Annotated in this window: 23 protein-coding genes; 3 read left to right on the top strand and 20 right to left on the bottom strand. The window is 49.4% G+C overall.

Translation table 11 applies throughout. From position 1 onward, the window contains the following. From B5F07_RS10600 to B5F07_RS10570, 6 genes are all read right to left on the bottom strand, one after another. Entirely contained in the window at nt 1-339 is a 339-nt protein-coding gene (locus B5F07_RS10600; protein ID WP_087161260.1) for a hypothetical protein, read from the bottom strand. Between the two features lie 400 nt (nt 340-739). Further along, entirely contained in the window at nt 740-2,836 is a 2,097-nt protein-coding gene (locus B5F07_RS10590; RefSeq protein WP_087161258.1) for an alpha-amylase family protein, read from the bottom strand. 23 nt (nt 2,837-2,859) lie between these two features. After that, the gene (locus tag B5F07_RS10585; protein ID WP_087161257.1) at nt 2,860-5,043 is read right to left on the bottom strand and encodes an alpha-galactosidase; all 2,184 of its coding nucleotides are present in this window, start codon (nt 5,041-5,043) and stop codon (nt 2,860-2,862) included. A gap of 132 nt (nt 5,044-5,175) precedes the next feature. Then, nucleotides 5,176-6,018 carry a carbohydrate ABC transporter permease gene (locus tag B5F07_RS10580; protein WP_087161256.1) on the bottom strand — a complete coding sequence of 281 codons (843 nt, stop codon included), beginning with the start codon at nt 6,016-6,018 and terminating at the stop codon, nt 5,176-5,178. Further along, on the bottom strand, nt 6,018-6,890 hold the full coding sequence (locus B5F07_RS10575; protein WP_087161255.1) for a carbohydrate ABC transporter permease: 873 nt from the start codon (nt 6,888-6,890) through the stop codon (nt 6,018-6,020). The genes B5F07_RS10580 and B5F07_RS10575 overlap by 1 nt, the downstream gene beginning before the upstream one ends. Nucleotides 6,891-6,907: 17 nt before the next feature. Beyond that, on the bottom strand, nt 6,908-8,194 hold the full coding sequence (locus B5F07_RS10570) for an ABC transporter substrate-binding protein (protein ID WP_087161254.1): 1,287 nt from the start codon (nt 8,192-8,194) through the stop codon (nt 6,908-6,910). A gap of 200 nt (nt 8,195-8,394) precedes the next feature. Here B5F07_RS10570 and B5F07_RS10565 point away from each other — a divergent pair, with 200 nt between their 5' ends. After that, a complete protein-coding gene (locus B5F07_RS10565; RefSeq protein WP_087161253.1) occupies nt 8,395-9,243 on the top strand; it encodes an AraC family transcriptional regulator in 849 nt (282 codons plus the stop codon). Nucleotide 9,244: 1 nt separating this feature from the next. Here B5F07_RS10565 and B5F07_RS10560 read toward each other — a convergent pair whose 3' ends face one another. The 9 genes from B5F07_RS10560 to B5F07_RS10520 form a co-directional block, all read right to left on the bottom strand. Beyond that, a complete protein-coding gene (locus B5F07_RS10560) occupies nt 9,245-10,204 on the bottom strand; it encodes a carbohydrate kinase family protein (protein WP_087161252.1) in 960 nt (319 codons plus the stop codon). A gap of 23 nt (nt 10,205-10,227) precedes the next feature. After that, a complete protein-coding gene (locus tag B5F07_RS10555) occupies nt 10,228-11,175 on the bottom strand; it encodes a TIGR03943 family putative permease subunit (protein WP_087161251.1) in 948 nt (315 codons plus the stop codon). A 53-nt stretch (nt 11,176-11,228) separates the two neighbouring features. Next, nucleotides 11,229-12,383: a CobW family GTP-binding protein gene (locus B5F07_RS10550; RefSeq protein ID WP_087161250.1), complete on the bottom strand. Its 1,155-nt coding sequence runs from the start codon at nt 12,381-12,383 to the stop codon at nt 11,229-11,231. A gap of 27 nt (nt 12,384-12,410) precedes the next feature. Further along, a complete protein-coding gene (locus B5F07_RS10545; RefSeq protein WP_087161249.1) occupies nt 12,411-13,166 on the bottom strand; it encodes an exodeoxyribonuclease III in 756 nt (251 codons plus the stop codon). An 87-nt stretch (nt 13,167-13,253) separates the two neighbouring features. After that, on the bottom strand, nt 13,254-13,997 hold the full coding sequence (gene truA, locus B5F07_RS10540; RefSeq protein ID WP_087161248.1) for a tRNA pseudouridine(38-40) synthase TruA: 744 nt from the start codon (nt 13,995-13,997) through the stop codon (nt 13,254-13,256). Nucleotides 13,998-14,019: 22 nt separating this feature from the next. After that, a complete protein-coding gene (nrdR, locus tag B5F07_RS10535; RefSeq protein WP_087161247.1) occupies nt 14,020-14,469 on the bottom strand; it encodes a transcriptional regulator NrdR in 450 nt (149 codons plus the stop codon). 50 nt (nt 14,470-14,519) lie between these two features. Next, nucleotides 14,520-14,774, bottom strand: a complete 255-nt coding sequence (locus B5F07_RS10530) for a PRC-barrel domain-containing protein (protein ID WP_087161246.1) — start codon at nt 14,772-14,774, stop codon at nt 14,520-14,522. 122 nt (nt 14,775-14,896) lie between these two features. After that, complete coding sequence (locus B5F07_RS10525; RefSeq protein ID WP_087161245.1) at nt 14,897-16,153, bottom strand: ABC transporter permease; 1,257 nt, start codon at nt 16,151-16,153, stop codon at nt 14,897-14,899. 1 nt (nt 16,154) lies between these two features. Beyond that, a complete protein-coding gene (locus tag B5F07_RS10520; protein ID WP_087161244.1) occupies nt 16,155-16,928 on the bottom strand; it encodes an ABC transporter ATP-binding protein in 774 nt (257 codons plus the stop codon). Between the two features lie 235 nt (nt 16,929-17,163). Here B5F07_RS10520 and B5F07_RS10515 point away from each other — a divergent pair, with 235 nt between their 5' ends. Then, nucleotides 17,164-17,559 (top strand): DUF3783 domain-containing protein, encoded by a 396-nt coding sequence (locus tag B5F07_RS10515; RefSeq protein ID WP_087161243.1) that lies wholly within the window; start codon nt 17,164-17,166, stop codon nt 17,557-17,559. Here B5F07_RS10515 and B5F07_RS10510 read toward each other — a convergent pair. Beyond that, nucleotides 17,554-18,039: a hypothetical protein gene (locus tag B5F07_RS10510; RefSeq protein ID WP_087161242.1), complete on the bottom strand. Its 486-nt coding sequence runs from the start codon at nt 18,037-18,039 to the stop codon at nt 17,554-17,556. The two genes, B5F07_RS10515 and B5F07_RS10510, sit on opposite strands and share 6 nt — an antisense overlap. Then, the gene (locus tag B5F07_RS10505; RefSeq protein ID WP_087161241.1) at nt 18,033-18,245 is read right to left on the bottom strand and encodes a helix-turn-helix transcriptional regulator; all 213 of its coding nucleotides are present in this window, start codon (nt 18,243-18,245) and stop codon (nt 18,033-18,035) included. Before B5F07_RS10505 ends, B5F07_RS10510 begins: the two co-directional genes overlap by 7 nt. A gap of 190 nt (nt 18,246-18,435) precedes the next feature. On the opposite strand from B5F07_RS10505, the gene B5F07_RS10500 reads away from it, so the two are divergent. Next, nucleotides 18,436-19,605: a protein kinase gene (locus B5F07_RS10500; RefSeq protein WP_087161240.1), complete on the top strand. Its 1,170-nt coding sequence runs from the start codon at nt 18,436-18,438 to the stop codon at nt 19,603-19,605. 77 nt (nt 19,606-19,682) lie between these two features. Here B5F07_RS10500 and B5F07_RS10495 read toward each other — a convergent pair whose 3' ends face one another. From B5F07_RS10495 to B5F07_RS10485, 3 genes are read right to left on the bottom strand one after another with little or no spacing between them, the layout of a single operon-like run. Further along, nucleotides 19,683-20,372 (bottom strand): SGNH/GDSL hydrolase family protein, encoded by a 690-nt coding sequence (locus tag B5F07_RS10495; protein ID WP_087161239.1) that lies wholly within the window; start codon nt 20,370-20,372, stop codon nt 19,683-19,685. A gap of 1 nt (nt 20,373) precedes the next feature. Continuing rightward, on the bottom strand, nt 20,374-22,371 hold the full coding sequence (locus B5F07_RS10490) for an ADP-ribosylglycohydrolase family protein (RefSeq protein WP_087161238.1): 1,998 nt from the start codon (nt 22,369-22,371) through the stop codon (nt 20,374-20,376). After that, complete coding sequence (locus B5F07_RS10485; RefSeq protein ID WP_140398003.1) at nt 22,368-24,083, bottom strand: hypothetical protein; 1,716 nt, start codon at nt 24,081-24,083, stop codon at nt 22,368-22,370. Before B5F07_RS10485 ends, B5F07_RS10490 begins: the two co-directional genes overlap by 4 nt. Nucleotides 24,084-24,090: the final 7 nt, after the last annotated feature.

Here is a 24,090-nt window from a genome sequence, read left to right as displayed (position 1 = left end):
TCAGCATGCAGTGCGGAGGTTTTCAAAATCCATCCGCACTGCATTTCCCCCGCCATCGCTGAAATCTTTCATGTAGATCAGGTCAAGACCATTTTTCTGAAAATGCCATACCACATCTTCCACAGTCACTTTTTCCATGTCTTCCCGGATCGCCACTGACGCATATTTTGCCCGGCTCTCCAGGATTTTTCCCAGTATCTTCTCAATCCCGCAGGATCCGATGATAAAATTGGCTGTCACAAGCTCTGCTTCCCTGACCTCTTCCTCCGCATTATGTATATTCCAGACAGACACAGGATCATATCTGCGGCGCTGCCACTCTTCCAAATTAACTGACATTTTATCCCTCTTTTCGTATAAAGTACAAATCTATCATACCCCCCCCCGGTAATTTCAAGACTTATTACGAAAATTTTCTTTTCTGCGCGGAGTTCTTTGCATTTTTATCATGATAATATGTTTCATCTCTTTCAAAAGGCGCTCAAAAGAGCAAATTTACTACATTGAAGAAAATCTGCATCGGCCGGCAGACCTGCAATCTTTCTCGGAAGTCGGGCTGAACGTCCCGACCACTGATTTTGACCCCACAGAGGATCTGCCCGACGGACCGGAGAACCTGAACTTTGAAGAGTAGCGCAGGGGCAAAGCCGGTTTTAGTACGCGTTCCTTTTCCTGCAAATATGGGGCATATCGCATGAGAAATCTAGCCTCATGTGACAGCCCCATATATAAAAACTTCTTATTTTTTCTCCATCCAGAAGAATCCCCAGCCGGGAAGCTCCACGGTTTCTACTTCCCCGGTTTTCCCGGTCAGCAGATCCGTATACTCTGCCTTCTCCGGCATCCAGACCGTCTTTCCTTCATCACTGAAGTTAAACACTGCATGGAGTTCTCTCCCCTCTGCCCGGCGGACGATCCAGAGGATGGATGTGTCGCTGTAATCCTTTGTATATACTTCTGCATCGGCGCTGAAGACGGGTTCTGTTCTGCGGATCTTTTCCAGTTCTGCAAGCCCGTCGAAAATCCGCTGCTGCACGGTTCCTTTCTCACTGATGCGCTCTGCCAGTTCCCAGTTGAATTTTCCGCGGTGGATATACCGGGAATCTGGAGCCTTGTCGGGATCTTCCTTATACGTATAGTCATTTACCTGTGCGACTTCATCGCCGCTGTAGAGCATGGGGATGCCGGACTGGGTGAACATATATGCATGGAGCATGAGATCTTTTTCAATTGCCCAGTCCATCTTCTCCTCATCCTGCTCAAAACCTGCGCTCTCAATCCCGCACATGGAGGCTGTCGTGGCACAGAATCTTGCGTCTCCGGTCACCGGATCCTCATTGTAGAGTTCGCCCCGGCTGACGCTTCCTTCTGTCTTGCCCTGAAAATAATCGTTGAGATATTTCTTGTGGGGAACTTCCTTCATGCCCCAGTTGCTTAACGTGCCATAATCCAGTCCCCATCCGATATCGTCGTGACACCGCAGATAGTTCAGGAAGGTATACTCTTTCGGCAGCGCGCACACAATATCCATCTGTTTCCTCAGGAGACGGACATCACGGGTTGCCACAGTATTCCATGTAGTCGCCATGGTTGTCACATTATAAAGCATATGGCACTCCGGCTTTTCCACTGTTCCAAAATAAGGCGCCACCTTCTCCGGCTCCATGACCACCTCGCCAAGCAGTACAATGCCCGGGCAGACGATCTCGCCGATCATACGCATCATACGTACAATCGTATGTACCTGGGGAAGATTCCGGCAGTTTGTTCCCAGCTCTTTCCAGATATAGGGAACCGCATCGATCCGGATAATATCCATTCCCTGGTTTGCCAGATAGAGGAAATTGTACATCATCTCATTGAACACCCGGGGATTGCGGTAATTCAGATCCCACTGATAGGGATAAAATGTGGTCATCACATAATGCCCCAGTTCCGGCAGCCAGGTAAAGTTGCCCGGCGCCGTTGTCGGGAATACCTGTGGTACAGTCTTCTCGTATTCCTGAGGAATAGAGGGATCCGCATAGAAAAAGTAACGGCTCATGTACTCTCCGTCTCCCTGACGCGCTCTTCGCGCCCACTCATGATCCTCCGATGTGTGATTCATAACGAAATCCATACACAGGCTGATCCCTTTTTCATGGCATTTTTCCGCAAGATCCGCCAGTTCTTCCATCGTTCCCAGCTCCGGTTTCACCTTTCGGAAATCTGCCACTGCGTATCCGCCGTCAGATCTTCCTTTCGGCGAGTCCAGGAAAGGCATCAGATGGATATAGTTCACATTGCATTTTTCCAGATAGGGCAGTTTCTCCTGCACGCCTCTGATATTCCCCGCAAAGTTGTCAATATACATCATCATGCCGAGCATATCCCGTTTCCGGTACCACTCGCCTTCTTTTTCCCGCTCTGAGTCAAGCCTTTTCAGCTTTTCATTCCGCTCGTCATAATACCGCTTCATCTGACCGCACAGCTCTGCAAACATGTCTGAATTGCCGTAGAGCTCCATGTACAGCCACCTCAGTTCATCATGATGCCGGTTAAGCCGCTCCTGGAAAATTCTGTCCGACTTTTCCTTTTCTGCTGCAGCTTTCGCCGCGGCCGCGTTTTTCTCCGCCGTCGCCGCTGCTGCAGTTTTCTTCGCCGTTTGCACAGCCTCAGCCCCCGCCGCTGTTTTCTTCGTCGCTGCCTCAGCCTCAGCCGCGGCCGCTGTTTTCTTCGTCGCTGTCTCAGCCGCTGCCGCTGTTTTCTTCGTCGTCGCCACAGCCGCCGCTGTCTTTTTCACCGTTGATGCCGCAGTCGTTTTCGCGCCGGTTCTCTTCGCCGTTTTCTTCGCCATCTGCGTCCCCTCCTGGATTCTTCCTATTTTTCTTTCACAAAATGCCACTGATATGCCTGATGCTCTCCCATGGCAATCGGAATCGGGAATCCGGCATCCGAAAGTGCCGCGCTGCTGTAAACTCTTCCGGTTGACGCCTCACGGTACATACAGCCCTCCTCAAGTCCTCTGATCCGGATATAGTTTACCGGCATGTTTGCATGCTGTTTCAGGGTCACAGCCTGGACAAGCGCCTCGCTGCGGTCCTCTGAAACGAACGCCCATGCTCCCACATCATCTGTCTGCGGGCAGGTAAGCCTGTAATAAAGGCCTCTCTGGATAAGCGCTGCATATTTCTTGTAATCTTTAATCTGGCTCCTGATCTCATTTTTTTCCGCATCCGTGAGCTGATTCAGATCCAGCTCATACCCGAAGGTGCCTGCCATGGCCACTGTCCCTCTTGTATGAAGTGACGTACACCTTCCGGTCTGATGATTCGGAGACGCGGACACATGAGACCCGACTGACGAAACCGGATAAATGAAAGAGGTACCGTACTGGATTTCCACACGGTCCAGAGCATCTGTATTATCACTGCACCAGATCTGAGGAGTATAGTAGAGCATTCCCGCGTCAAAACGTCCGCCGCCGCCGCTGCACCCCTCGATCAGGATGTTCGGATAGCGTTTCACCAGCCGTTCCAGGAAATCATACAGCCCCAGTGTATAGTCATAAAGCACCCTTCCCTGGCTGTCCGCTGTTGCCGAGTAGATATCCGCCAGGCTCCGGTTCATATCCCACTTGATGTATTCCACATTTCCCTGGTCGAGAACACTGCATATCTGTGCATAGATATAGTCTACGACTTCCCGCCTGGAAAAGTCAAGAACCAGCTGATGTCTGGAGCGGTTCGGCCTGCGGCCGGGGATCACGAAGGCCCAGTCCGGATGTGCCCGGTACAGATCGCTGTCTTCATTTACCATCTCCGGCTCGATCCAGATCCCGAATTTCAACCCCAGCCCGTTGATGCGGCTGATCAGCTCCTTCAGGGAACAGCCAAGCTTCTTTTCATTGACTTTCCAGTCACCCAAACCTCGTAAGTCGCTGTCCCTGTTTCCGAACCAGCCGTCATCCATAACAAACATCTCGATTCCCAGCTGCGCCGCCTGCTCTGCCAGCTTCAGGAGCGACTCACCGGTAAAATCGAAATAGGACGCCTCCCAGCTGTTAATCAGCACCGGGCGGACGGCTTCTTTATATTTGCCACGGCACAGATGGGTCCGGATACAGCGGTGAAGATTCTGGGAAAGCAGCTCAAGTCCTGCTGCAGAGTAACTCAGGATCACTTCCGGTGCCTGCAGAGATTCACCGGGCTTCAGCGGATATGCGAACTGCTCTTCTGAAATCCCCATCACCACTCTCGTCTGGTTATACTGATCCTTTCCCGCCTCACTCTGGAATCCGCCGCTGTAGACAAAGGAAAGTGCATAGCATCCGCCCGCTTCCTCGGTTGTCCCGTGATCCGCCACGATCACAGCCGGATTATACTGATGGCTCGACGAACCTCTCAGGCTGCCGATTTTTGAAAGTCCGTGTCCGATGGGCATCCTCTGATAATTTCTCTCCATCGCATGACGTCCGTAGAATGTGATAAAATCATAGTTTCCACCGGTCATGTCAAGGCAGGCGGGGCAGAGCTTCTCCACTGTAATGTTCCCCGCTCCGCCGTTGACAATCTTCACACTCCTCGTGATCACATCATATTCCGGCAGCACGCCGTAGAGCAGCACCGCCTGTACGCCGGTAACTTTATCCTCAAGCTTTACCTCAAGCGACTGAGCTTCCTCATCTCCGGCATACACTGCCGGAAGTCCCTGAAGCGCATATTTGCCGTCCCGTATCTCATGGTCAACATACCGGAAATCACTGGAATATGTACTGTCCGTATTCTTGATAATACATGCCGGGGACCGGTAATCCCCCGTTCCCAGAGACGGGAACTCCTGGGGAAGCGCATCCATGGAATAAGTCTTATCTCGTCCCGCATCATACGGATTTCCGGAAAATCCACGGTCATAATATGTCAGCAGATAATCCATACACCCTTCCGCACGCTTCCCATAGTACAGGTGCAGAAGGAACCCGAACTTGTCAATCTGCATCTGGTAAGTAGTATTTTTCGTGTGCAGAGTAAGTGTCCTCTGCTGTTCATCATATATAATAGCCATATCTCTTTCCTCCAAGTTATATCCATTCTGTCAGTGGCATCCTCTCCTCCGCACAATTTCGTCCCGGAGCCAGTCCCCAGGCAGTGAGGTGCCGTACTGCCGGATATCTGGCTCCGCCCCGAAAATATGCGTCTATTTCACAGCCCCGTTCACCACTCCGTTGATAATCTGTTTCTGGCAGATCACATAGAATATGATAATCGGTATCAAAGCCAGAAGATAGGATGCAAACGCAAGGTTGTAGTTCGTACCGAACTGGGTCTGGAATGTCAGCTGAGCAAGTGGCAGCGTGTTTTCTCCTTTTCCTGACATGATAATCAGAGGAGTCATGACATCATTCCACACTGCCAGGGCTGTGATAACCGCAACCGTAGCATGCATGGGCTTCATGATCGGGAAGATGATCTTCCAGAATGTCCGCCATGTACTCGCGCCATCCACTCTTGCCGCCTCCTCAAGGGCAATCGGAATATTTACAAGATACCCTGTATACAGAAGGAGATTCATCGGCATATAGAATACCACATACAGCAGGATAACACCAGCCCAATTGTCCAGATGCATTTCCGCCGTCTGCTTTGCCAGAGGCATCATCAGGATAGCAAACGGGACAAACATACCGCTTACAATGAAAAGGTAGATAAAGTTGTAAACTTTGCTGTGGGCTTTATTTCTTCCCACCGCATATCCCATCAGGGAGTGGAGCACAATGGCAAGCACTACCGTAACTACAGTTACCAGAAGGCTGTTGCCCAGGGAACGCCAGAAATCTGTCAGTTCCATTGCCTGGGCGAAGTTGCTTAAGCTCCAGGACTTCGGCAGGGAAAGGATCCCCGCGATACTGTTGGTCATCTCTGAGGGCTGTTTGAAGGCGATCACAATCGTCATATACAGCGGGAATGCCACTGTAATCAACCCGATAAACAGAAGGATTGTAACTGGCCAGTTTACCTTTGCTTTCATTTTCTCATACATTATAACTGCTCCTCCTTCCTGCCGGAAATCGTCATCTGAGCCACGGAAATTGCCACGATCACAATAAAGAATACAACTGCGTTTGCACTCTGGTATCCGAAGCTTCCGCCTGACAGACCATTATTATAGATCAGATAGGAAATGGATTCTGTACTCTGTTCCGGGCCGCCTTTCGTCATAGCCATGATCTGGTCAAATACCATCAGGAAGTTCTTTACGCAGAGCACCATATTGATGGTAAAGAAAGGAATGATCAGCGGGAATGTCAGGTAACGGAATTTTTTCCATCCTGTAGCTCCGTCCAGGTCTCCCGCCTCATATACATCCTCGGGCACAGTCTGCAGACCCGAAATATAGATGATTGTATTCATTGCAATGGACTGCCATGCACAGACGATCACAATCGCAATCCATGCCGTATTCTTGTTGGAAAGCATGCTGGAACTCAACGCATCGCTTCCGATCATTTTCCCGAGTTCCGGAAGAATGTATGTAAAGAAGTACTGGAAAATGTATCCTACAACCAGAGCTCCCAGAACATTCGGCACGAAATATGCCGCACGCAGGAATGTCTTTCCTTTGATCCTGCTGTTCAGCCCCAGGGCAAGGATCAGGCTGATCACATTGGTCACGATGGTCGCTGCCACTGCAAGCTTGATTGTAAACAGGTATGACCCTCCGATTCTCGGGTCTGTAAACAGATCCATGTAGTTGCGCAGGCCGACAAATTCATAAGATCCGAATCCCTTAAAGTTCGTAAAACTGTAGATCACACCGCGGATCAGAGGTATCGTGTTGAAGCACACGAACAGTGCCAGTATCGGTATGGTAATCAGCATATAAGTTCTTTTGCTGTCATTTGCTTTTTTCATCTTTTCCCGCTCCTTTCCTAGTCAGCAGTTCCATGCTCTTCGTTATATTCCTGAACTTCGCGGATAATATCCCTGTTATATCTCTGCCAGCTTGTGTCAAATGTAGTCAGGAAATCATCCACATCACCGTTAATCAGGAATGTCTGGATCAGTGCATCCGCAGCCATCTCAGACGGATAGTAGTGATCCTGATAGTCTGTCATATTCCCCGCTTCAATAAAGGATGTCATGCCGTCCAGTGCCGGTGACAGAGTAAAATCACCGCTCTTGCACGGGATTGCATTCTGGTCGTCAATATACGCCTGGATGTTCTCATCTTCCAGAAGGAAATCCAGAACTTCATAAGCCGCTTCCTTGTTCTTGCATGCTGCCGTCACAGAAAAGAGAAGGTCAACACCTGAATTCAGCGTATTCTTTGATGCGTCATCATTTCCCGGCATGACAAAGGAATCAATATTCATATCCGGATTTACCTGCTGAATCTGGGGAACCGCGTAGCTTCCGATGGGATACATCGCAGATTCTCCGTTGGCAAATGCCGTACATGCGTCATTGTACCCGTATGCAAACGGATCATCCGGACCATAATCCAGAAGTTTCAGACATTTTTCCGCAGTTTCCCGGTACTGATCGCTGAATGTGGTCTCGCCTGCGTTTACCTGTTGGCATGTGTCTGACGGCGCCAGTCCTACTACCAGGGCATTCCATGGCGCAAGGCAGGTCCAGGTATCACGGAAACCGAAGTAGAACGGCAGGATTCCCTCCGACTGGATCTCCTCACAGAGATCCATAAGCTCGCTCCAGGTCTCGGGGATCTTCCATCCATGCTCCTCAAACATATCTCTGTTGTACAGAATTCCCGCTGCATTGGCCACGTACGGCACTCCGTATGTCCCTTCTGTAGGAACAATCTCCAGTGATTCCAGGATATCCACATAAGTCGGATTAATATCGGCCAGCCCTTCATAGTCCGATATATCTGCAAGAATATCCGCATCAACGTAATAGGAGTAGTTGATATCTCCTCCGATTCCGATAATGTCCGGATAGTCGTTTCTCACAAATCTCGTTCTCATAATCGTACTGGCGTCATTTGGAGAACTGATCGTGAGATGAATGTCATCGTGGGTCGCGTTGAACTCGTCCTCCACCTGGTCGAAATACGCTGCCGCCTCGGGTTTGTACTGGAGAATTTCTATCTCCGTCTTTCCGTCATTCTCATTGGCACCGCATCCCGGAAGGACAGCCGCCGTCACCATGACAACCGCAAGGACAGCGCTGATCGCATTTTTCCTTTTCATAATAGTTACCGCTCCTTCCTTTGTTCTTTTTTTATTGTGAATATATTATAACATTCCAAAATGCGCCTATAAATATCCCTGTTTTTCGGATTTTATGCCAGTTTGCGTTTTATTTCTTTCTATTGCCAAATAGGAGCGCATTTTGGTATATTATATATATGTAGCCTGCAGACGCCAAAGCTGATCCGAAGGAGATTTCAACCATGAGTGATATTATCTTTTCTGTATTTCCAAATGAAAACTTTGTTGACCTGGGACTGTACCAGTTCGGAAAGGAGCAGTGCGAACCCGCACACTCTTTCGGTCCCGCCTCCCGCAACCACTTTCTGTTCCACTATGTAATCTCCGGAACAGGCACCCTTATGGCGGACGATCTGAAAGGTGTCACTCACACATATCAGATCCGCAGCGGCCAGGGCTTCATGATTTTTCCGAAACAGATCAATACTTATGTAGCAGACGCGGAACTCCCCTGGGAATATGTCTGGCTGGAGTTCGACGGCCTGCGCGCGAAAGAGATTATCGAAATTGCCGGTCTGTCACCGGAAAACCCGGTTTACCACGCCCATTCCAAAGATCTTCGGGAAAAAATGATGCAGGAAATGCTCTATATTGCAGAACACAGCGATGAGTCGCCCTTCCATCTGATCGGGCATCTCTACCTGTTTATTGATTATCTCTCGCGTTCCGCAGCTTCCATGAAGCTCTCGAACAGCGGGAAACTGAAAGACTTCTATATAAAAGAAGCCCTCAACTATATCGAACAGAACTTTCAGAACGATATTTCCGTTGAGGGCATCGCCGCTTTCTGCGGTCTCAACCGCAGCTATTTCGGCAGAATATTCAAAGATACTATCGGCAAATCTCCCCAGGAATTCCTGATGAATTACCGGATGGTAAAGGCAGCAGAACTGCTGAAGCTGACTCATCTCCCCATCAGCGACATCGGAAATGCCGTAGGATACCCGAACCAGCTTCATTTTTCCCGGGCCTTCAAGCATATATACGGGATATCGCCGCGGGAGTGGAGGAATAAGAACCGGATGGCATAAATCACCCGTTGATCAGCGCCAGCACATCCTCCCGCTCCGGCATCGCCCGGATCGCACCTTTCTTTGTAGTAACAAGGGCTGCTGCCGCATTTGCAAATGTCAGCAGCTCGCCCAGCTGCTCCTCTGTCAGGTTCTCGAAATCATGCTCCAGAATATAATTCAGGGAGCTTCCGCAGAAGGTATCTCCTGCTCCCGTCGTCTCAATCGCCTTTACAGTGAATCCCGGACGCTCCACACGCATTCCCTTGTAGTATGCACGGCTTCCGTTTCTTCCCATAGTCAGCAGAATCAGCGGGATATGGTATCTCTCCTGAAGATATGCGATTCCCTCGTCATAGTCCTCTTTTCCGGAAATGAACTGGATCTCATTGTCAGAAATCTTCAGGATATCGCAGTATCCGAAACCGTACTCCATCTGCGCCTTCGCCAGGTCCAGAGAACTCCAGAGAGGCTCCCTCAGGTTCGGGTCAAAAGAGATCAGACATCCGTTTTCCTTCGCAATTCCCAGCGCTTTTTTCGTCGCTTCGCGCACCGTTTCATGTGTCATGGACAGCGTTCCGAAATGGAAGATTTTCGTCTGTGCAATGAATTCCGGATCGATCTCCTCCGGTGCCAGCATCATGTCTGCTCCCGGGTTTCTGTAGAAGGAAAATTCTCTGTCTCCGTCCGGGAATGTATGTACAAATGCAAGTGTTGTGTTTACTTCATTGTCTGTAATCAGATGGGAAGCGTCAATCCCCGCTTCTGTGATCGTGTTTCTCAGAAGCGTGCCGAACTGATCCTTTCCGACCTTTCCGACAAATGCCGTCTTCTTTCCCATCCTATTTAAGAGTGCAAGCACATTGCAGGGCGCTCCCCCCGGGCACGCCTCAAACATATTGTTTCCCTGTTCGCTCTGTCCGTTCATCGTAAAATCAATGAGCAGTTCTCCCAGAGCAATCACATCATATTTCTTATCCATGACAAATACCTCCTGTGAATCTGTTAATTGAAGTATACCAGTTCTTCTATAGGCTCTGCAAGCTCTATATTTTCCGCTTCAAGCACAGGTCCTTCTCCCCGGTAGACCGAAAGGTTCGCGTACCGCACCTTTGCCCGCACTTTCACCCACTGTCCTGCTTTAAGCTTCGGCGCATAGGCACTCCGGCAGACATATCCGAGAAATGAAGTATCCTCCGCGCAGCACGTCATCGCCATGCGTCCCGGCAGGAACACTTTCGACGGGAATGATTTGGGCTTGAGAACTTTTGCCGTGAATTCCACGACTTTTCCCTTATATCTCTCCGGATGATCCATCATGTCCACATACCAGATTCCGTAATCTTCTCTTCGGATCTCGATCACCGGAGCTTTCAGATCATAGGGCACTTCATCCTCGAAAATATTGTCGATCTCGCCGTTCTCATCTTCGAAAATCACTTCCGCCTGGGGGCTTACCACCTTTACGCTCCGGCGGTATCCTGCCAGAGGCTTGCGGTCCTCGCAGCGGTTGAACAGAACCAGCTCTGCATTTCTTACCATCTCCACAAACAGCGGCTTCAAGTTCGTCAGGTACATCTGGAACGTACTGGCATCCACTGTCGTCAGCTTCTGTTCGATGGACCAGCCTGCGGGAAGTTTCAGCTTTTCAAAATCGCTGACTTTCCACATGCCGTTATACTCGATAACGACACGCTCCGGCTCATGTTTTCTGTCCATTTCCATGAGCCATTCTTCCGTCAGATCTTCCTGGTCTTCCACCTTCTCGATCACAACGCCATATTTCAGGAGCTCCATGGGATTATATTCTTCCTCGCCCTCCTCGCAGAGAATCAGAAGCGTCTTCCCGTCAATCTGAAAATAATCCTGTTTCAGGGTAAAGTTCAAAAACTGGGTCTTTCCGCTGTCAAGGAACCCTGTCATCAGATATACCATTACATCAGGTTCTCTCATACTCCGTACCATCTCCTTTCAAAAGTCCCGGCATCCGCGCCGGGACCTTCTTTTTACGCAACGCCAAAGAGTTCTGCCAGTTTTTCCTCGTTGATCTCTGCACCGATCACGCAGATTCTTCCCGTATATTCCGGAGCACCTGTCCTCACATCATGCTCGCCCGGCACCATATCAAAGTAGATCCACTCTCCGTCAGCGCCCGCAACCATTCCCTTGGCACGCAGGATATTTCCGTAGGAGCTGTCACTCTCAAGCTTCTTTAAGATCTCTGTGATCTGATCCTTTGTGTAGGTATGGATCGTCTCGCGTCCCCAGCTTGTGAACACCTCATCTGCATGATGATGACCTGCGTGGTCATGATGATGGTGATGGTCGTGATCGTGGTCACAGCAGTGGTCGTGGTCGCCGTGCTCATGATCGTGATGATCGTGATCGTGGCCGCCATGCTCATGATCGTGATCGTCGTGGTCGTGATCCCCGTGATGATGGTGGTGCTCATGATCGTGGTGATGGTCATGGTCGTCGTGATCATGACCGCAGCACTCATCGTGGTCATGGTGCTCTCCGCACACCGGGCAGATCACTTCCGCCAGAAGTTCCTCCTCCAGAGACTTGCTGGATTCCATGGTCTCAAGGATCTTTTTCCCCGGAAGCTGTGCGATAGGCGTCGTGATAAAGGGAGCCTTATCATTGAGTTCCCGCAGCAGACTCACCGCCTCCTCGATCTTCTCCGGCTTTGCCTTGTCTGTACGGCTTAAGATCACCGCGCCGGCATACTCGATCTGGTTGCTGAAGAACTCGCCGAAATTCTTCCGGTAAATCCTGCACTTTGTCACATCCACTACCGTAGTAAAGCTGTTGAGCTCCGCATCAATCTCTCCCTGTACGTCCTGCACTGCCCTGATCACATCGGAAAGCTTGCCCACTCCCGAAGGCTCAATCAGGATGCGGTCCGGATGGTAGGTATCCACAACCTCGCGCAGGGATTTCCCGAAATCACCCACCAGGGAACAGCAGATGCACCCGGAGTTCATCTCGCGGATCTCGATCCCGGACTCTTTCAGGAAACCTCCGTCAATGCCGATCTCACCGAACTCATTTTCAATCAGTACCACCTGCTCGCCCTGAAATGCCTCGGAGAGCAGTTTCTTTATCAGTGTTGTTTTTCCGGCCCCGAGGAAACCGGAGATAATATCAATCTTTGTCATTTATAATTCCTCCTGTCTATTACTATTTTAATCCGTAATGTCAAGTTCTACCGGACAGTGGTCTGATCCCATCACTTCCGTGTGGATCTTCGCATCCACGAGACGGTCTTTCAGACACTCTGAGACACAGAAATAGTCAATGCGCCACCCCGCGTTCTTCTCCCGTGCCCGGAACCGGTAGGACCACCAGGAATAGATCCCTTCCTGATCCGGATAAAAATACCGGAACGTATCGATAAATCCCGCATCCAGGAGCTCCGTAAATTTCTGTCTCTCCTCATCGGTGAACCCGGCATTTTTTCGGTTCGTCTTCGGATTCTTCAGGTCGATCTCCTCGTGGGCCACATTCATGTCGCCCGTGACGATCACCGGTTTTGTCTCTTCCAGCTTCTTGAGGTAGGCGCGGAAATCATCTTCCCACTTCATCCTGTAATCCAGCCTTGCCAGTTCGTTCTGGGAGTTTGGCGTATATACAGTTACAAAATAGAAATCTTCAAACTCACAGGTAATCACACGCCCCTCCTGATCATGCTCCTCGATTCCGATTCCATAACTCACGGTAAGGGGTTCTTTCTTTGTAAATACAGCAGTTCCGGAATATCCTTTTCGCACCGCGTAATTCCAGTACTGGTGGTATCCCTCCAGTTCAAGGGAGAGCTGCCCCTCCTGCATCTTCGTCTCCTGAATACAGAAAATATCGGCGTCCGCCTCTTTAAAATAATCAAGGAATCCTTTCTGGACACATGCCCGGATTCCGTTTACGTTCCAAGATATCAGCTTCATTTATTCCTCCTTCTGCCAACAGCACCTGCAAAAGCGCCCCAAAATGAAGGACAGATAGATCTCTTCTTATCTGCCCTCTTTTCTCTGTCAGTAACGCACTTCTTTTAAACACAGTCCCTGCGCCGGGGCAAGGAACCCCGCCTTCTGCCTGTCCTTTCTGTGCAGGGCATCCGCCGCACTCTCCGGAGAGCGTACCCCGGTGCCTGCTTCCAGCAGCGTGCCCGTCAGAATCCGTACCATATGATACAGAAATCCTGTTCCGTCATAGGTAATAAGCACCCTGCTGCCTTGTCCGCTGACTATTATATCATAGATTGTCCGTTTTGTGGACTTTTCCCCGCTTTTATCCTTTTTATCCGTATACCCTGCAAACTCATGGGTTCCTGTAAGATATCCCGCCGTCCTGCGCATGGCTTCCAGATCCAGGCAGCACGGATAATGGAAGGAATATCTCCGTTCAAATACATCCGCTTTTTCCCCGGTGTCGATCCGGTACTCATACTTTTTTCCGACGGCGCTCTTCCTTGCATGGAACCCGTTTTTGACCAGGCATGCCTCACGGATTCTGATATCTTCCGGAAGTCTTTCATTTACCGTATCAAGAAAGAACTCCTCTCCCGCCGGGGAGGGGAGCACCACACTGGCAGTCTGCCCCCAGGCGTGGACTCCGGCGTCGGTTCTGCCGGAACCGTCCACCTCCAGAGGGATTCCCGCCGCCTCCGACAGGACACTTTCCAGAATTCCCTGTATCGTCTGGTCCGTGTTTGCCTGTCTCTGCCACCCCTGGTAACGGGTGCCGTCATAGGCGATAGTCAGCTTATATGTCCTCATGTTCTTTCCTTCCTCTGTGCCGTCACTGCAGGAACTTCTTCAGCTCATCCATAAAAGTATTCACATCCTTGAACTCTCTGTACACGGATGCAAACCTCACATATGCCACCGGATCCAGATCTTTGAGTTTTTCCATGACAATCTCGCCAATGACACTGCTGGGAATCTCCTTCTCCTCCCGGTTGAATATCTCAAGCTCGATGGCATCGATCGTCTTCTGGATCATCTCTGCCGGAACCGGCCGCTTATAGCATGCACTTAAGACACCGTGCTCGATCTTGGTTCTCTCGTACTGTTCCCGGTTATTATCCTTCTTAATCACAATCAGGGGAATCGTCTCGACCTTTTCATAGGTAGTGAAACGTCTCCCGCACTCATCACAGGACCGTCTTCTGCGGATCGTACTCTTATCCTCCGCCGGTCTGGAATCGATCACTCTTGTATCCGGGTTTCCGCAATATGGACATCTCATAGTATTTCCCGCCTTTCTGCCTGAAGTTCTGCGTTCATTATACACAAAGACTAGAACTTTTGCAAAAACTTTTCTTCCTGAATCTCAACCAGTACAATGTCCGGTCCGATCTTCCTGATGCAGCCGAACGGAATCACATACTCGCAGTCTGTCCCCAGGAAACCGCAGATCTTTCCCGGTCCCGGTACGATAATCGCCTCCACCGTTCCGTCGCAGACATTGATCTCCACATCCGCCACACACCCAAGTCTCCTGCCGCTGCAGATATTGATCACTTCTCTTTCCCTGAGCTCACAGATTCTCACTGGTCAAGCCTCCCTCAGACAAAAACCGGATAAAAAAATCCGCCCGGACACTCCCCCTGCCCGAGCGGCTCTCTTCTTCCTTCTATATTATTATATGAACTTCTGAAGATAAAGTACCAGCTTTAAAGCGCCATCACCTTTTCACTCTCGAACGCCTTCGCAATCGCCGCCACAAGAATCCCTCCTGTCACAAGTGTCACAACCAGTGTCAGGACATACTGCAGGGCAGTAATCTCATGTGTCAGGATTCCCTGCAGGGCAAGGGTAATATTGTACACCGGAACTGCATATACCCAGTCGGCCGGCGCCTCTGTGGTAAACATGGTGGACAGCCCCAGCATAAGGATCACGATGTACGCCGGAGTGATATAAGTGCTCGCCTCTTTTACCGATTTTGCGAACACGGAAATCATCACGACAATTGCGGAATAAAGAAATGCCACAAGGATCAGCAGAACCGCCAGCATAGCGATCTGTCCGGGGGTGAGAGTCAGGCTGATACCCAGATCCTCTCCCGCAAAGCCGCCCATCATCTGCGGCATAAAGATCACCATTGCCGCCACATAGACGACCGCGGACACACCGGAGATAATCATCAGCGCGAACACTTTGCCGAGCACGATAGAACTGCGTCTGACCGGGGAGACAAGAAGGCTTGCCATGGTACCGCGCTCCTTCTCTCCTGCCACCATATCCGTACCGATTCCCATCGCTCCCGCGAAAAGAAGAATCGTCACAAAGTACGGCATCATCATTCCCAGTATCTTACCGCCTGCTTTTCCCTCATCCTGAAGGATCATATCCGGATTATCGGAGTTCACGGTAAACACTGTCAGTGAAGCCATATCAGGTACTCTCCGGGCGAGAAGCTGCTGCCGGTACGCCTCAAGGACTCCTCCGGAAATTTCCTGATAGGCAGCATTGGAATAGTCTTCTGACGGATTATAGTAAGTCTTTACCTGGGGGATCTCATTTCCCGCCTTATAGGACTCAATCTCATCTGTAAAGTTTTCAGGAAACTCGATGATCAGATCCACATTTCCCTCCACAACCGCATTCCGGACTTCTTTCATAAGTGAATCCGGGCTCTCTGCATCTGCCGCGACGCCCGGCATTTCATCTGCATTTTCCGGAGTGTACACAAGACAGTTTTCATCCGCTGCAGTAAGAAAATCCACAAATCCCGCCGGTGCATTTTCCACATACACTACAGACCGGTGCGTCTCTACATTTTCATTTGCACTCTGAGCCATACTGCTCGCCAGACTCATAATTACGATCATCAGTGCAACCGGAAGAATAAAGACAGAGACCACCATCTTTTTATCCCGGAACACTCTGGCCAGTTCCTTTGCGCATATCTGTCTGATTCCTTCCATCTTACTCCTCCCCCTTTCTGCTCTGATATAAGGTAAAGAAAGCGTCCTCCAGATCCTGTGAATCCGTGTCGTGAAGAATCTCTTCCAGCCTTCCCTCCATCACCTTCTGCCCGTCAATGATAATGCCGATCCTGTCACACAGTTTCTCTGCTTCTGACATGATATGCGTGGAAACAATCACAAGTTTTCCTTCGTCTCTTAACTTTTTCAGATAATCCGTCACATTTCTCGCCGTGACAATGTCCAGTCCGTTGGTGGGCTCGTCAAAAATCACGATGTCCGGATCATGGGCAAGGCATACGGCGATGGCTGCCTTCTGTCCCATTCCGGTGGAAAGTTCCTTGATCTTCTTATGAGCGAAATCCCGGATACCGAAATAAGTAAACAGTTCCTCTTTCCTCTCTTTGATCCGCTCCGGTGGCATCCTGTGCAGCCTGGCAAAAAAGTCAAACATATAGTCCACGGAGAACTGGGGATCCAGACGGATATCCCCTGTCAGAAACCCTATCTTCTCCCTCACCTTCTCCGGCTCCTTCTGTACCTCATGCCCCGCCACATAGATCTGCCCTTTCGTGGGGCGGATAATCGTGGAAATGCAGCGCAGCGTTGTGGTTTTGCCCGCGCCGTTCGGTCCGAGCAGACCGTAGATCTCGCCCGGGCGGGCAGTAAGGCTTAAGTCATCAACTGCAGTTTTCAGCGGATTTGTCGTCTTCGACTCCCGCATCTGCTTCTTGTTAAGTTTATACACTTTCGTGAGATTTTTAATCTCAATCACGTCCGTTTCCTCCTACCTCATTATAATATTTATTTTGTATTATTGTCTTAATACAATTCATCTTATATCATTCTTTTCTGAAAGATGCAAGTGCTTTTTTCATTTTTCTCATTTTTCTCCTCCCCTTCCCTGCTGCCGGAAATCGTGTTACAATCCTAAGGAAGGTATCTGGTTCAGCTATAAAGACATTTTCCGAAGCCAGATCATCAATTATAAAAATCAAGGAGCATTCCATATGAAAGAAACAATTTTACTTTTCAATCCCCCGCAGAAAGATCAGCTCATTAAAATCGAGATGGCGCTCTTTCCCCTTCATGTCCGTCTGAAACGGATTTCACCGGAAGACTATAACCAGCCTCTGGGCGCCCTTGCCGGCGTAAAAGGCATGGAGCGGGTGGACAGTACCTATGAAGGCGCTGAGCTTCCCGGCACCCTTTTCGTATTCTGCTTTTTCGATGACAACCGCCTCAATCAGGCTCTTGCCGCCCTGCGGAAATGCGGAGCAGGTCCGTTTCCCTACAAGGCGATCCTGACTCCGACAAACCGGGAATGGACCGCCCCGGACTGCTTTGAGGAAATCCGCCGGGAACACGAAGCACTCCACCCGGGAGAAAACCGCCCGGTATCATAATTTCTTTTCAAAATACAGATTCAGCAGCACGAAACAGAGAAAATATCCTACCATTACACACCACAGAGTCCAGTACACTGCCATGCTGAAGAATCCGGCAATAAGAAGTCCTGCAAAGCAGACATAAAGCATAACGAATCCTGCCATCGAAGAAGACCTGGTGACGATGTCATTCCTCCGCTCGTCACTTTCTTCGATGCGCTGTCTGTGAAGCCGCTTTTCATCTTTTAATGTTTTATTGATCCGGATGATTGCCACAATCGCTGCCGCAGTGACTGCCGCGCCTGCCCCGGTATACATTCCGCCAAGGAATGACCCCTGCTGTGAATCCTCAAATACGATTCCCGCGATGATCCCGGCGATAACCGCCGCCAGACCAAGCACAATAAACGGTATCATCAGCCGTCTTCTCGCTTTCAGCTTTTCCCTGAATTCTTCATCTGTCTTTGCCCCGTGAAACAACATGCTCCTGATCAACATATGTTCTCCTCCTCTTTGTCAAAAATAAAAATCTCTTCAATAGTCATCCCGAAAAACTGGGCGATCTTGTGTGCCAGGATCAGGGATGCATTGTACTTCCCGTTTTCCAGGGAAATAATCGTCTGACGGGTCACTTCCACCGCATCCGCCAGTTCACTCTGGGTAATTCTGCGCTCCTTGCGCAGTTCCTGTATCCGGTTGTGCACGTTTGATCTCTCCTTTCCGCACAGGATCTGCAGTACCTGTGCCCGATGTATAGCTCGCTTTACATTTAAAGTATAGTTCACTTTACATTATATGTCAAGTGCGCTTTACAATATTTTTTATATATTCATTGAGGCTCAGGGGAAATGCTGTTATAATGAAACTAAGCGATTAACCGATAAGGAGGAGCCTATGAGTGATATTTACAGCCTTCGGATCTATGACACTGAACTGATGCGTTTTTCCATGGAAAAACGTGGTCTGTCCGGTCTGGTAGCCGAAATCATATACACGAACAGAGAACAGGCATATCTGCTGCCCCTGGATATGGAACGCACCGGCGAAGGTGTTATCCACTGGCTGGAACGCCGGGTCATTCCGAAGAACCGCGCCTTTGTGGACGAGATTCTAAAGACTCTGGGGCTGAGCCGCAATGACACCAAGGGAATCATTGACGTCTGCAAAGGTCTCTCCCTGAACGACAGTTACTGGATCGTTCCGGAAGGATTTGAAGGAAAATTTTCTCAATATAATCTTTATGAGAACCGCTTTTCCGAAATTCTGGCTCTGGTTGCCTATACCGGAGCAGGTGGAAGCAGACAGGCGTTCACTACATCTCCTGAACTAACCACAGGCGGTATGCTCCCCAAAGCATGGCGCTATGTGGAGCATGACGGGATCTACCTATACAAGGGCGGCACTTCCGGAGCATCAAATACCGGCAGAGAACCCTACTGTGAGTATTACGCTTCTCAGATTGCAGAGACCATGGGGCTGAATGCAGTGCATTATGACCTGGAGAACTGGAAAGGAATCACAGCGTCCAAATGTGCTCTTTTTACCAGTATCGACATCTCTTATATTCCCATCGGACGCATCGTCCTGAGTGGAGGCATTGCTGCCTGCCTTTCCTATTATGACAGGCTGGGAACGGATTTTTCCGAACAGATCCGCAGCATGCTTGTATTTGATGCACTGATCTACAACGAGGACCGGCATTTCGGAAACTTTGGTGTTCTGCGCGATAACCGCAGCGGAAAAATCATTGCTCCCGCCCCCATCTTTGACAACGGACTTTCTCTTTTCTGCTATGCCGGAAAAGAAGATTACGCAAACCTGGACGAATACGCCAGAACCCGCTCCAATCCTTATAATATTTCCTATGAGGAAGTGTGCGCAGAGGTCATGGGAAGCAGACAGAAAGAACAGCTCAGACGCATGATCGGATTCCGCTTTAAGAGACATAAAAGCCTGAATCTCCCGGAAGAGCACCTTTATGCCATTGAGAAGCACCTGGCAGGCAGGGTGCGCACTCTCCTTGAGATTCCCGTCCATTATCCAAAGCGGAGGAAAACACACTGAATCGGGATTTTTCGAAACGAAGCACAAATAAAGTGGCTGCAGGTATATTGTAAAGAGCACCTGCAGCCACTTTATTCTCAATCAAATATTTTCACTGTCCGTTTCAGTATCTCTGCCATTCTGTCGTAGCCGAACACGTTCGGATGAAGCCCCTCGCGGGTAAGTTCCCTTCTGACTGAATATCCGTTTTCCGCAACAAAAGAATGATAATAATCGACAAATGGATATCCATATTTCTCCGCAAGCCTCTGCAGTTCCGCATTAAAGATCTGCACATAGATCTGACGGTCTCTCTCATGGTTTGTCCACAGCATTTCCGTCGGGAGAAGGGAGCAGACCGCCAGCTTCATTTTTTCTTCTGCTGCAATCTTAAGCACCTCCCGTATGTTGCAAACTGCCGTTTTGATCACTTCGTCCAATGGTATTCCCGGTTCCTGTTTCCAGTTATCATCTTCCAGGTCCCATGCATCATTAATTCCGTCCATTAATATTGTAAAATGCGGTTTCAGTTGGACTGCATCCGCACGGAATCTGTGAAGGAGCGTGCCTGTACGGTCTCCCCCGATTCCCCGGTTAATCATTCTTAAGCCTGATTCATGAAAATATGCCGGCAGTTCCCACATCTGTGTAATGGAATCACCGATAAACAACACGTCAACCAGTGTTTCCTTCTGCACAATCGTCTGATTCTTACAGTCAAACTCCATTCTTCTGTCATCTGCTTTCACAGTCTGCGTAAGGTATCCGGGGCGAATCCATTCTTTCACTCTACCACCCCCAGATAAACCGCGAACGGATCAATCCCATTACCGGCATACCATGATTTTTCACACACACATCACTCATCCCGCCTACAGTAAAATGAGCCATGTAGGGTTCGCTTTCTGCACCGTCTGACTGCATCTTTATGAGAATCTGATTCCAACCTTTCTTCAGTTCTGTCACCACATAGTTAGACAGGTCTCCCAGGGCTCCTCCATTCCCAAGATTGGCGCGAAGGGGAACTTTCTCCTTTGTCCGGTGGATCATCTGACCATTCAAAAACAGTTTCATATACCCATTGTTCGGGACCCCCAGCACTACTTTCCTGTCTTCTTCTGAATATATCTGGTGAAGAGCATACACGATTCCGCTTTTTCGATTTTTATCTTTTTCAAAGCAGCCGGACACCTGCAGATCATTTCCCGGATTCCACTGTTCTTTCCAGCCTTCCGGCGCTGTCAGGAAGATCTGTTCTTCGCAGATTCCGCAGTCATCATCCAGTGTCCGATCCTCAAACAGTTCGGATACCATCCACCTTCTTCCTCCGGTCAGCACTACAGGAACCGCCGGAATTACCGGCTCGCCTTTTATCCGGATTCTGAACCAGCACAGATTCGTCTCGTGGATTTTTTCGGGATCTGCGCTGATTTCATATCTCAAAATAACTTTCTCTCCTGCCGGAATACGAAGCCGGATGCTTTCCTCCGCGCTCATATTTTCCGGTAAAATCTCGCCATCCCTGCTGCAGGAGAATCCCTCCGGAAGTTCCAGGCTCACTTCTGCCTCCTTTTCTTCCGGATGGGGATTTTCAAGCCAAAGAGAAATTTTTGAAGATCTGTCCCCCAGGATAGCTGCATGCTCTTCGTAGCACACGGTCTCTTTCAAACCGCCCAGGCTGTATGCGATACCATTTGGCTCGTAACTGTCCAGAAAATCCGGTTTTTCCACATGGAGAACCATATTCCGGCTCATTGGTTCCGCATCGGTAAAGCAGATACCGCTGTTCCAGTACCGTGCAACGTTCTCTGCCTCCTGACACACCAGCGTGGTCAGTTCCCGGATATTCGTGGGCGCAGTAAGATTGCGGATTCCTCCTGTCGTCATGTTAGTGGCAATCTCATATCCCAGAGGTTCAATCCATTTCTGCGGCAGGGCAGAAGCTCCCCCGATAATTCCGAGTACTGCCCCCAGTGTCGCAGCAGTACAGTCCGTGTCCCACCCACAATTTACGGCTTTACAGATGGCGTCGCCGAAGTCCTCTCCATACAGCCAGCCGATTGTCTGGAATCCTAAATTCAACGGTGAATACTGCGCAACCGGATGGTAAAAATGTTCAACAAGATCATTCCTGTTTGCCTCGTATTCCATCCCGGCATGATAATTATCGATGCTTTTCTTGACGCACTGAAATGTTCTGCTGGACTTGGGGATTGCAGACAAAGCAGCCTTCAGCAATTCAAATTTATCGCTGTTTACAAATGCGCAGGATTCCAGCACTGCGTTGAAAATCTCACCGTAAACCGACTCTCCGCCTCCATGATCGACGATGGCATCCTGGAATGCATACCATGCCGCCCTTTCAGGAGCTCCCGGACAGATACACGCCCAGATTTCAGAGCGTATGGGACTTCCCATGCAGTCTTTAAAGGCATTGTTGTGCCAACCAGAGACCGGCGGAAGAAGTCCTTTCTGCATATTTTCTTTACAGAGCCCATACTCATCAAAATTGTAGGAGACACAGTCCATCCAACTTTCCGCAAGATCGGCAGATGTAATCCCCGGTCCTTTCTCCTTAAGTTTCTGGAACCAGATCAGCTGAAGTTCCAGATCATCATTCGGTATCCCCCCCTCCGGCAGAGAAGGATACCAGTCCACATGGAACATTTCCTTCTGCCCGAATTTTCCCTCCAGAGGCTCCCCAAGCGTACCGCCCGCATTTTTTCCCAGCCAGCACCCCATCACCTTGTCCCGGAATGTTTCCCTGTTAATCCTTACCGGTCTCATCTCGCAGTTCCTCCTGACATTTTCTTCAAAGCTTGAATATAGAAATCTACACGTTCCGGATTCAGCTGTGCATCAAACGGATATGTATGGATAAACGGCATAGTACACAGCTTTTCCCGGTAACATTCCATCTCCTGAATGTTTTCTTTCAGAAGTTCTGCAGCAGTCTTTCCTTCTGCAATCACATCATTGCCATCTTTTTCCCGCACATACCGCCCAAAACAGTAGCCTCTTGCAGTTAACCGGAATCCTCTCACATACCAGCGCATAAACTCAAAATGCTCTTTCACCTTATCATATGCTTCTTCTGTCAGTCCCGGATTTCCTGAGGAGACCTGATCTGCCAGTTTCTCGCATTTTTCTCTCGCCCACTCTTTATCTCCGATAATTTTTCTAATGTTTTCTGCAGACATTTCAAGGGCGTCTTTCTTTTCCGGATCCCACTCACTTAAACTGTGGTGGGTTCCGCCGATGAAGGTGAACTGATCCGGTGTCAGATGAATACAGCTATCGTTCGAAAACAGACACCCGTTGACAAAATTTGTTTTCTCCACAATCGGCCATGTTTCATCCAGCCATTCCTTCATCCTGCCGATACAGGATTTCAGTTCTCCCGGTGTCAGATTTTCCCGGAGCATATGTTCTCCCTCAAGCCATTTCAGATAAATCGCTTCATCACTGATATTCTCATCTTCTGCACACGCCGCTATTGCATACAGATTCACCATATTCAGGTTATCAAAGCAGGTCCAGTCCTGCACCCCCTCCCAGTCTGTCCGTGCCAGAAATCCGGTCACATTATGCTCCTTTCCATACCGCAGCCTGCGGCGGATGTCGGAAAGCATCGCAGAAGGCTGTGCTCCCCAGCCGAAGAACTGCCCGTTCACATCATACTCGGTAATCTGCGGATGACTTCCTACCTGCCCCATCAGAGGATTGTCGGGAAATGTGGGATAGAAATCATGAGGTGTATTTTTCAGAGAGAGTACAATATCTTCCGGCATATCAATAAACGCTTTCTGGAACCGCTCCTGTTCCGCTTTTGTATAGATGAAATCCCGGATGATCAGCTTCTTTCCTGCCTCTTTAAAAGGCTTATACATTCCCAGTATCATATTCTTATACCATTCCACCGGATCCAGATTCTTACATCTGTCACACCCGCAGGCAAATGTATTGCTGATTGCAAGTCTCGCCTCTCCCGTACCGATTGAACATATGATTCCCGCCAGATCCGGAAGTGCCAGGAAAAGCTCCTTATACTTGTACGGAAGGAACTCTTCATACCAGAACGGATCGCTGGGGCAGATCGTGCCGTCCTGCTGCATCAGTTCTTTTCTGTATTTCAGGACAAAATCAGAAAACCAGAGTTCCTTGTTTTCGAAATATACGTCCACTCCTGCTTCTCTTGCTTCTCGAATGACATGATTTATATAATCTCTGCGGTTCAGATTCAGGTTCTCCCGAAGGGCATGATAAAGAATCGCATGGTCTACCTCCAGGAAAGCATCGTAGTAACTGTCGGGATTCCCGCTTCCACCCAGAAATTTTGCAGGAAAAACAATCTTGTCCTCTATCCCCGGCTCATGAAATACCAGAGCATTCATCCCGTTGCGGACCATAAAATCCAGTCTTCTCCTGATCTCATCCAGATTCCAGATCTGCGTAAAATCATGAACCTCCATTGCTCGAAATGTATAACCACTCATCATTTTTCTC

It is taken from the genome of Lachnoclostridium sp. An169, assembly GCF_002160525.1.
Classification (GTDB): domain Bacteria; phylum Bacillota; class Clostridia; order Lachnospirales; family Lachnospiraceae; genus Mediterraneibacter; species Mediterraneibacter cottocaccae.
The sequence above is the reverse complement of the archived record's forward strand: the minus strand, read 5'-3'. Positions and strand labels throughout refer to the sequence as shown.

What these genes read in the sequence shown, in the direction of transcription:
- B5F07_RS10600 (WP_087161260.1), bottom strand. Translation starts at nt 339, where the DNA reads ATGTCAGTTAATTTGGAAGAGTGGCAGCGCCGCAGATATGATCCTGTG.
- B5F07_RS10590 (WP_087161258.1), bottom strand. Translation starts at nt 2,836, where the DNA reads ATGGCGAAGAAAACGGCGAAGAGAACCGGCGCGAAAACGACTGCGGCA.
- B5F07_RS10585 (WP_087161257.1), bottom strand. Translation starts at nt 5,043, where the DNA reads ATGGCTATTATATATGATGAACAGCAGAGGACACTTACTCTGCACACG.
- B5F07_RS10580 (WP_087161256.1), bottom strand. Translation starts at nt 6,018, where the DNA reads ATGTATGAGAAAATGAAAGCAAAGGTAAACTGGCCAGTTACAATCCTT.
- B5F07_RS10575 (WP_087161255.1), bottom strand. Translation starts at nt 6,890, where the DNA reads ATGAAAAAAGCAAATGACAGCAAAAGAACTTATATGCTGATTACCATA.
- B5F07_RS10565 (WP_087161253.1), top strand. Translation starts at nt 8,395, where the DNA reads ATGAGTGATATTATCTTTTCTGTATTTCCAAATGAAAACTTTGTTGAC.
- B5F07_RS10560 (WP_087161252.1), bottom strand. Translation starts at nt 10,204, where the DNA reads ATGGATAAGAAATATGATGTGATTGCTCTGGGAGAACTGCTCATTGAT.
- B5F07_RS10555 (WP_087161251.1), bottom strand. Translation starts at nt 11,175, where the DNA reads ATGAGAGAACCTGATGTAATGGTATATCTGATGACAGGGTTCCTTGAC.
- B5F07_RS10550 (WP_087161250.1), bottom strand. Translation starts at nt 12,383, where the DNA reads ATGACAAAGATTGATATTATCTCCGGTTTCCTCGGGGCCGGAAAAACA.
- B5F07_RS10545 (WP_087161249.1), bottom strand. Translation starts at nt 13,166, where the DNA reads ATGAAGCTGATATCTTGGAACGTAAACGGAATCCGGGCATGTGTCCAG.
- truA (WP_087161248.1), bottom strand. Translation starts at nt 13,997, where the DNA reads ATGAGGACATATAAGCTGACTATCGCCTATGACGGCACCCGTTACCAG.
- nrdR (WP_087161247.1), bottom strand. Translation starts at nt 14,469, where the DNA reads ATGAGATGTCCATATTGCGGAAACCCGGATACAAGAGTGATCGATTCC.
- B5F07_RS10525 (WP_087161245.1), bottom strand. Translation starts at nt 16,153, where the DNA reads ATGGAAGGAATCAGACAGATATGCGCAAAGGAACTGGCCAGAGTGTTC.
- B5F07_RS10515 (WP_087161243.1), top strand. Translation starts at nt 17,164, where the DNA reads ATGAAAGAAACAATTTTACTTTTCAATCCCCCGCAGAAAGATCAGCTC.
- B5F07_RS10510 (WP_087161242.1), bottom strand. Translation starts at nt 18,039, where the DNA reads ATGTTGATCAGGAGCATGTTGTTTCACGGGGCAAAGACAGATGAAGAA.
- B5F07_RS10500 (WP_087161240.1), top strand. Translation starts at nt 18,436, where the DNA reads ATGAGTGATATTTACAGCCTTCGGATCTATGACACTGAACTGATGCGT.
- B5F07_RS10490 (WP_087161238.1), bottom strand. Translation starts at nt 22,371, where the DNA reads ATGAGACCGGTAAGGATTAACAGGGAAACATTCCGGGACAAGGTGATG.
- B5F07_RS10485 (WP_140398003.1), bottom strand. Translation starts at nt 24,083, where the DNA reads ATGATGAGTGGTTATACATTTCGAGCAATGGAGGTTCATGATTTTACG.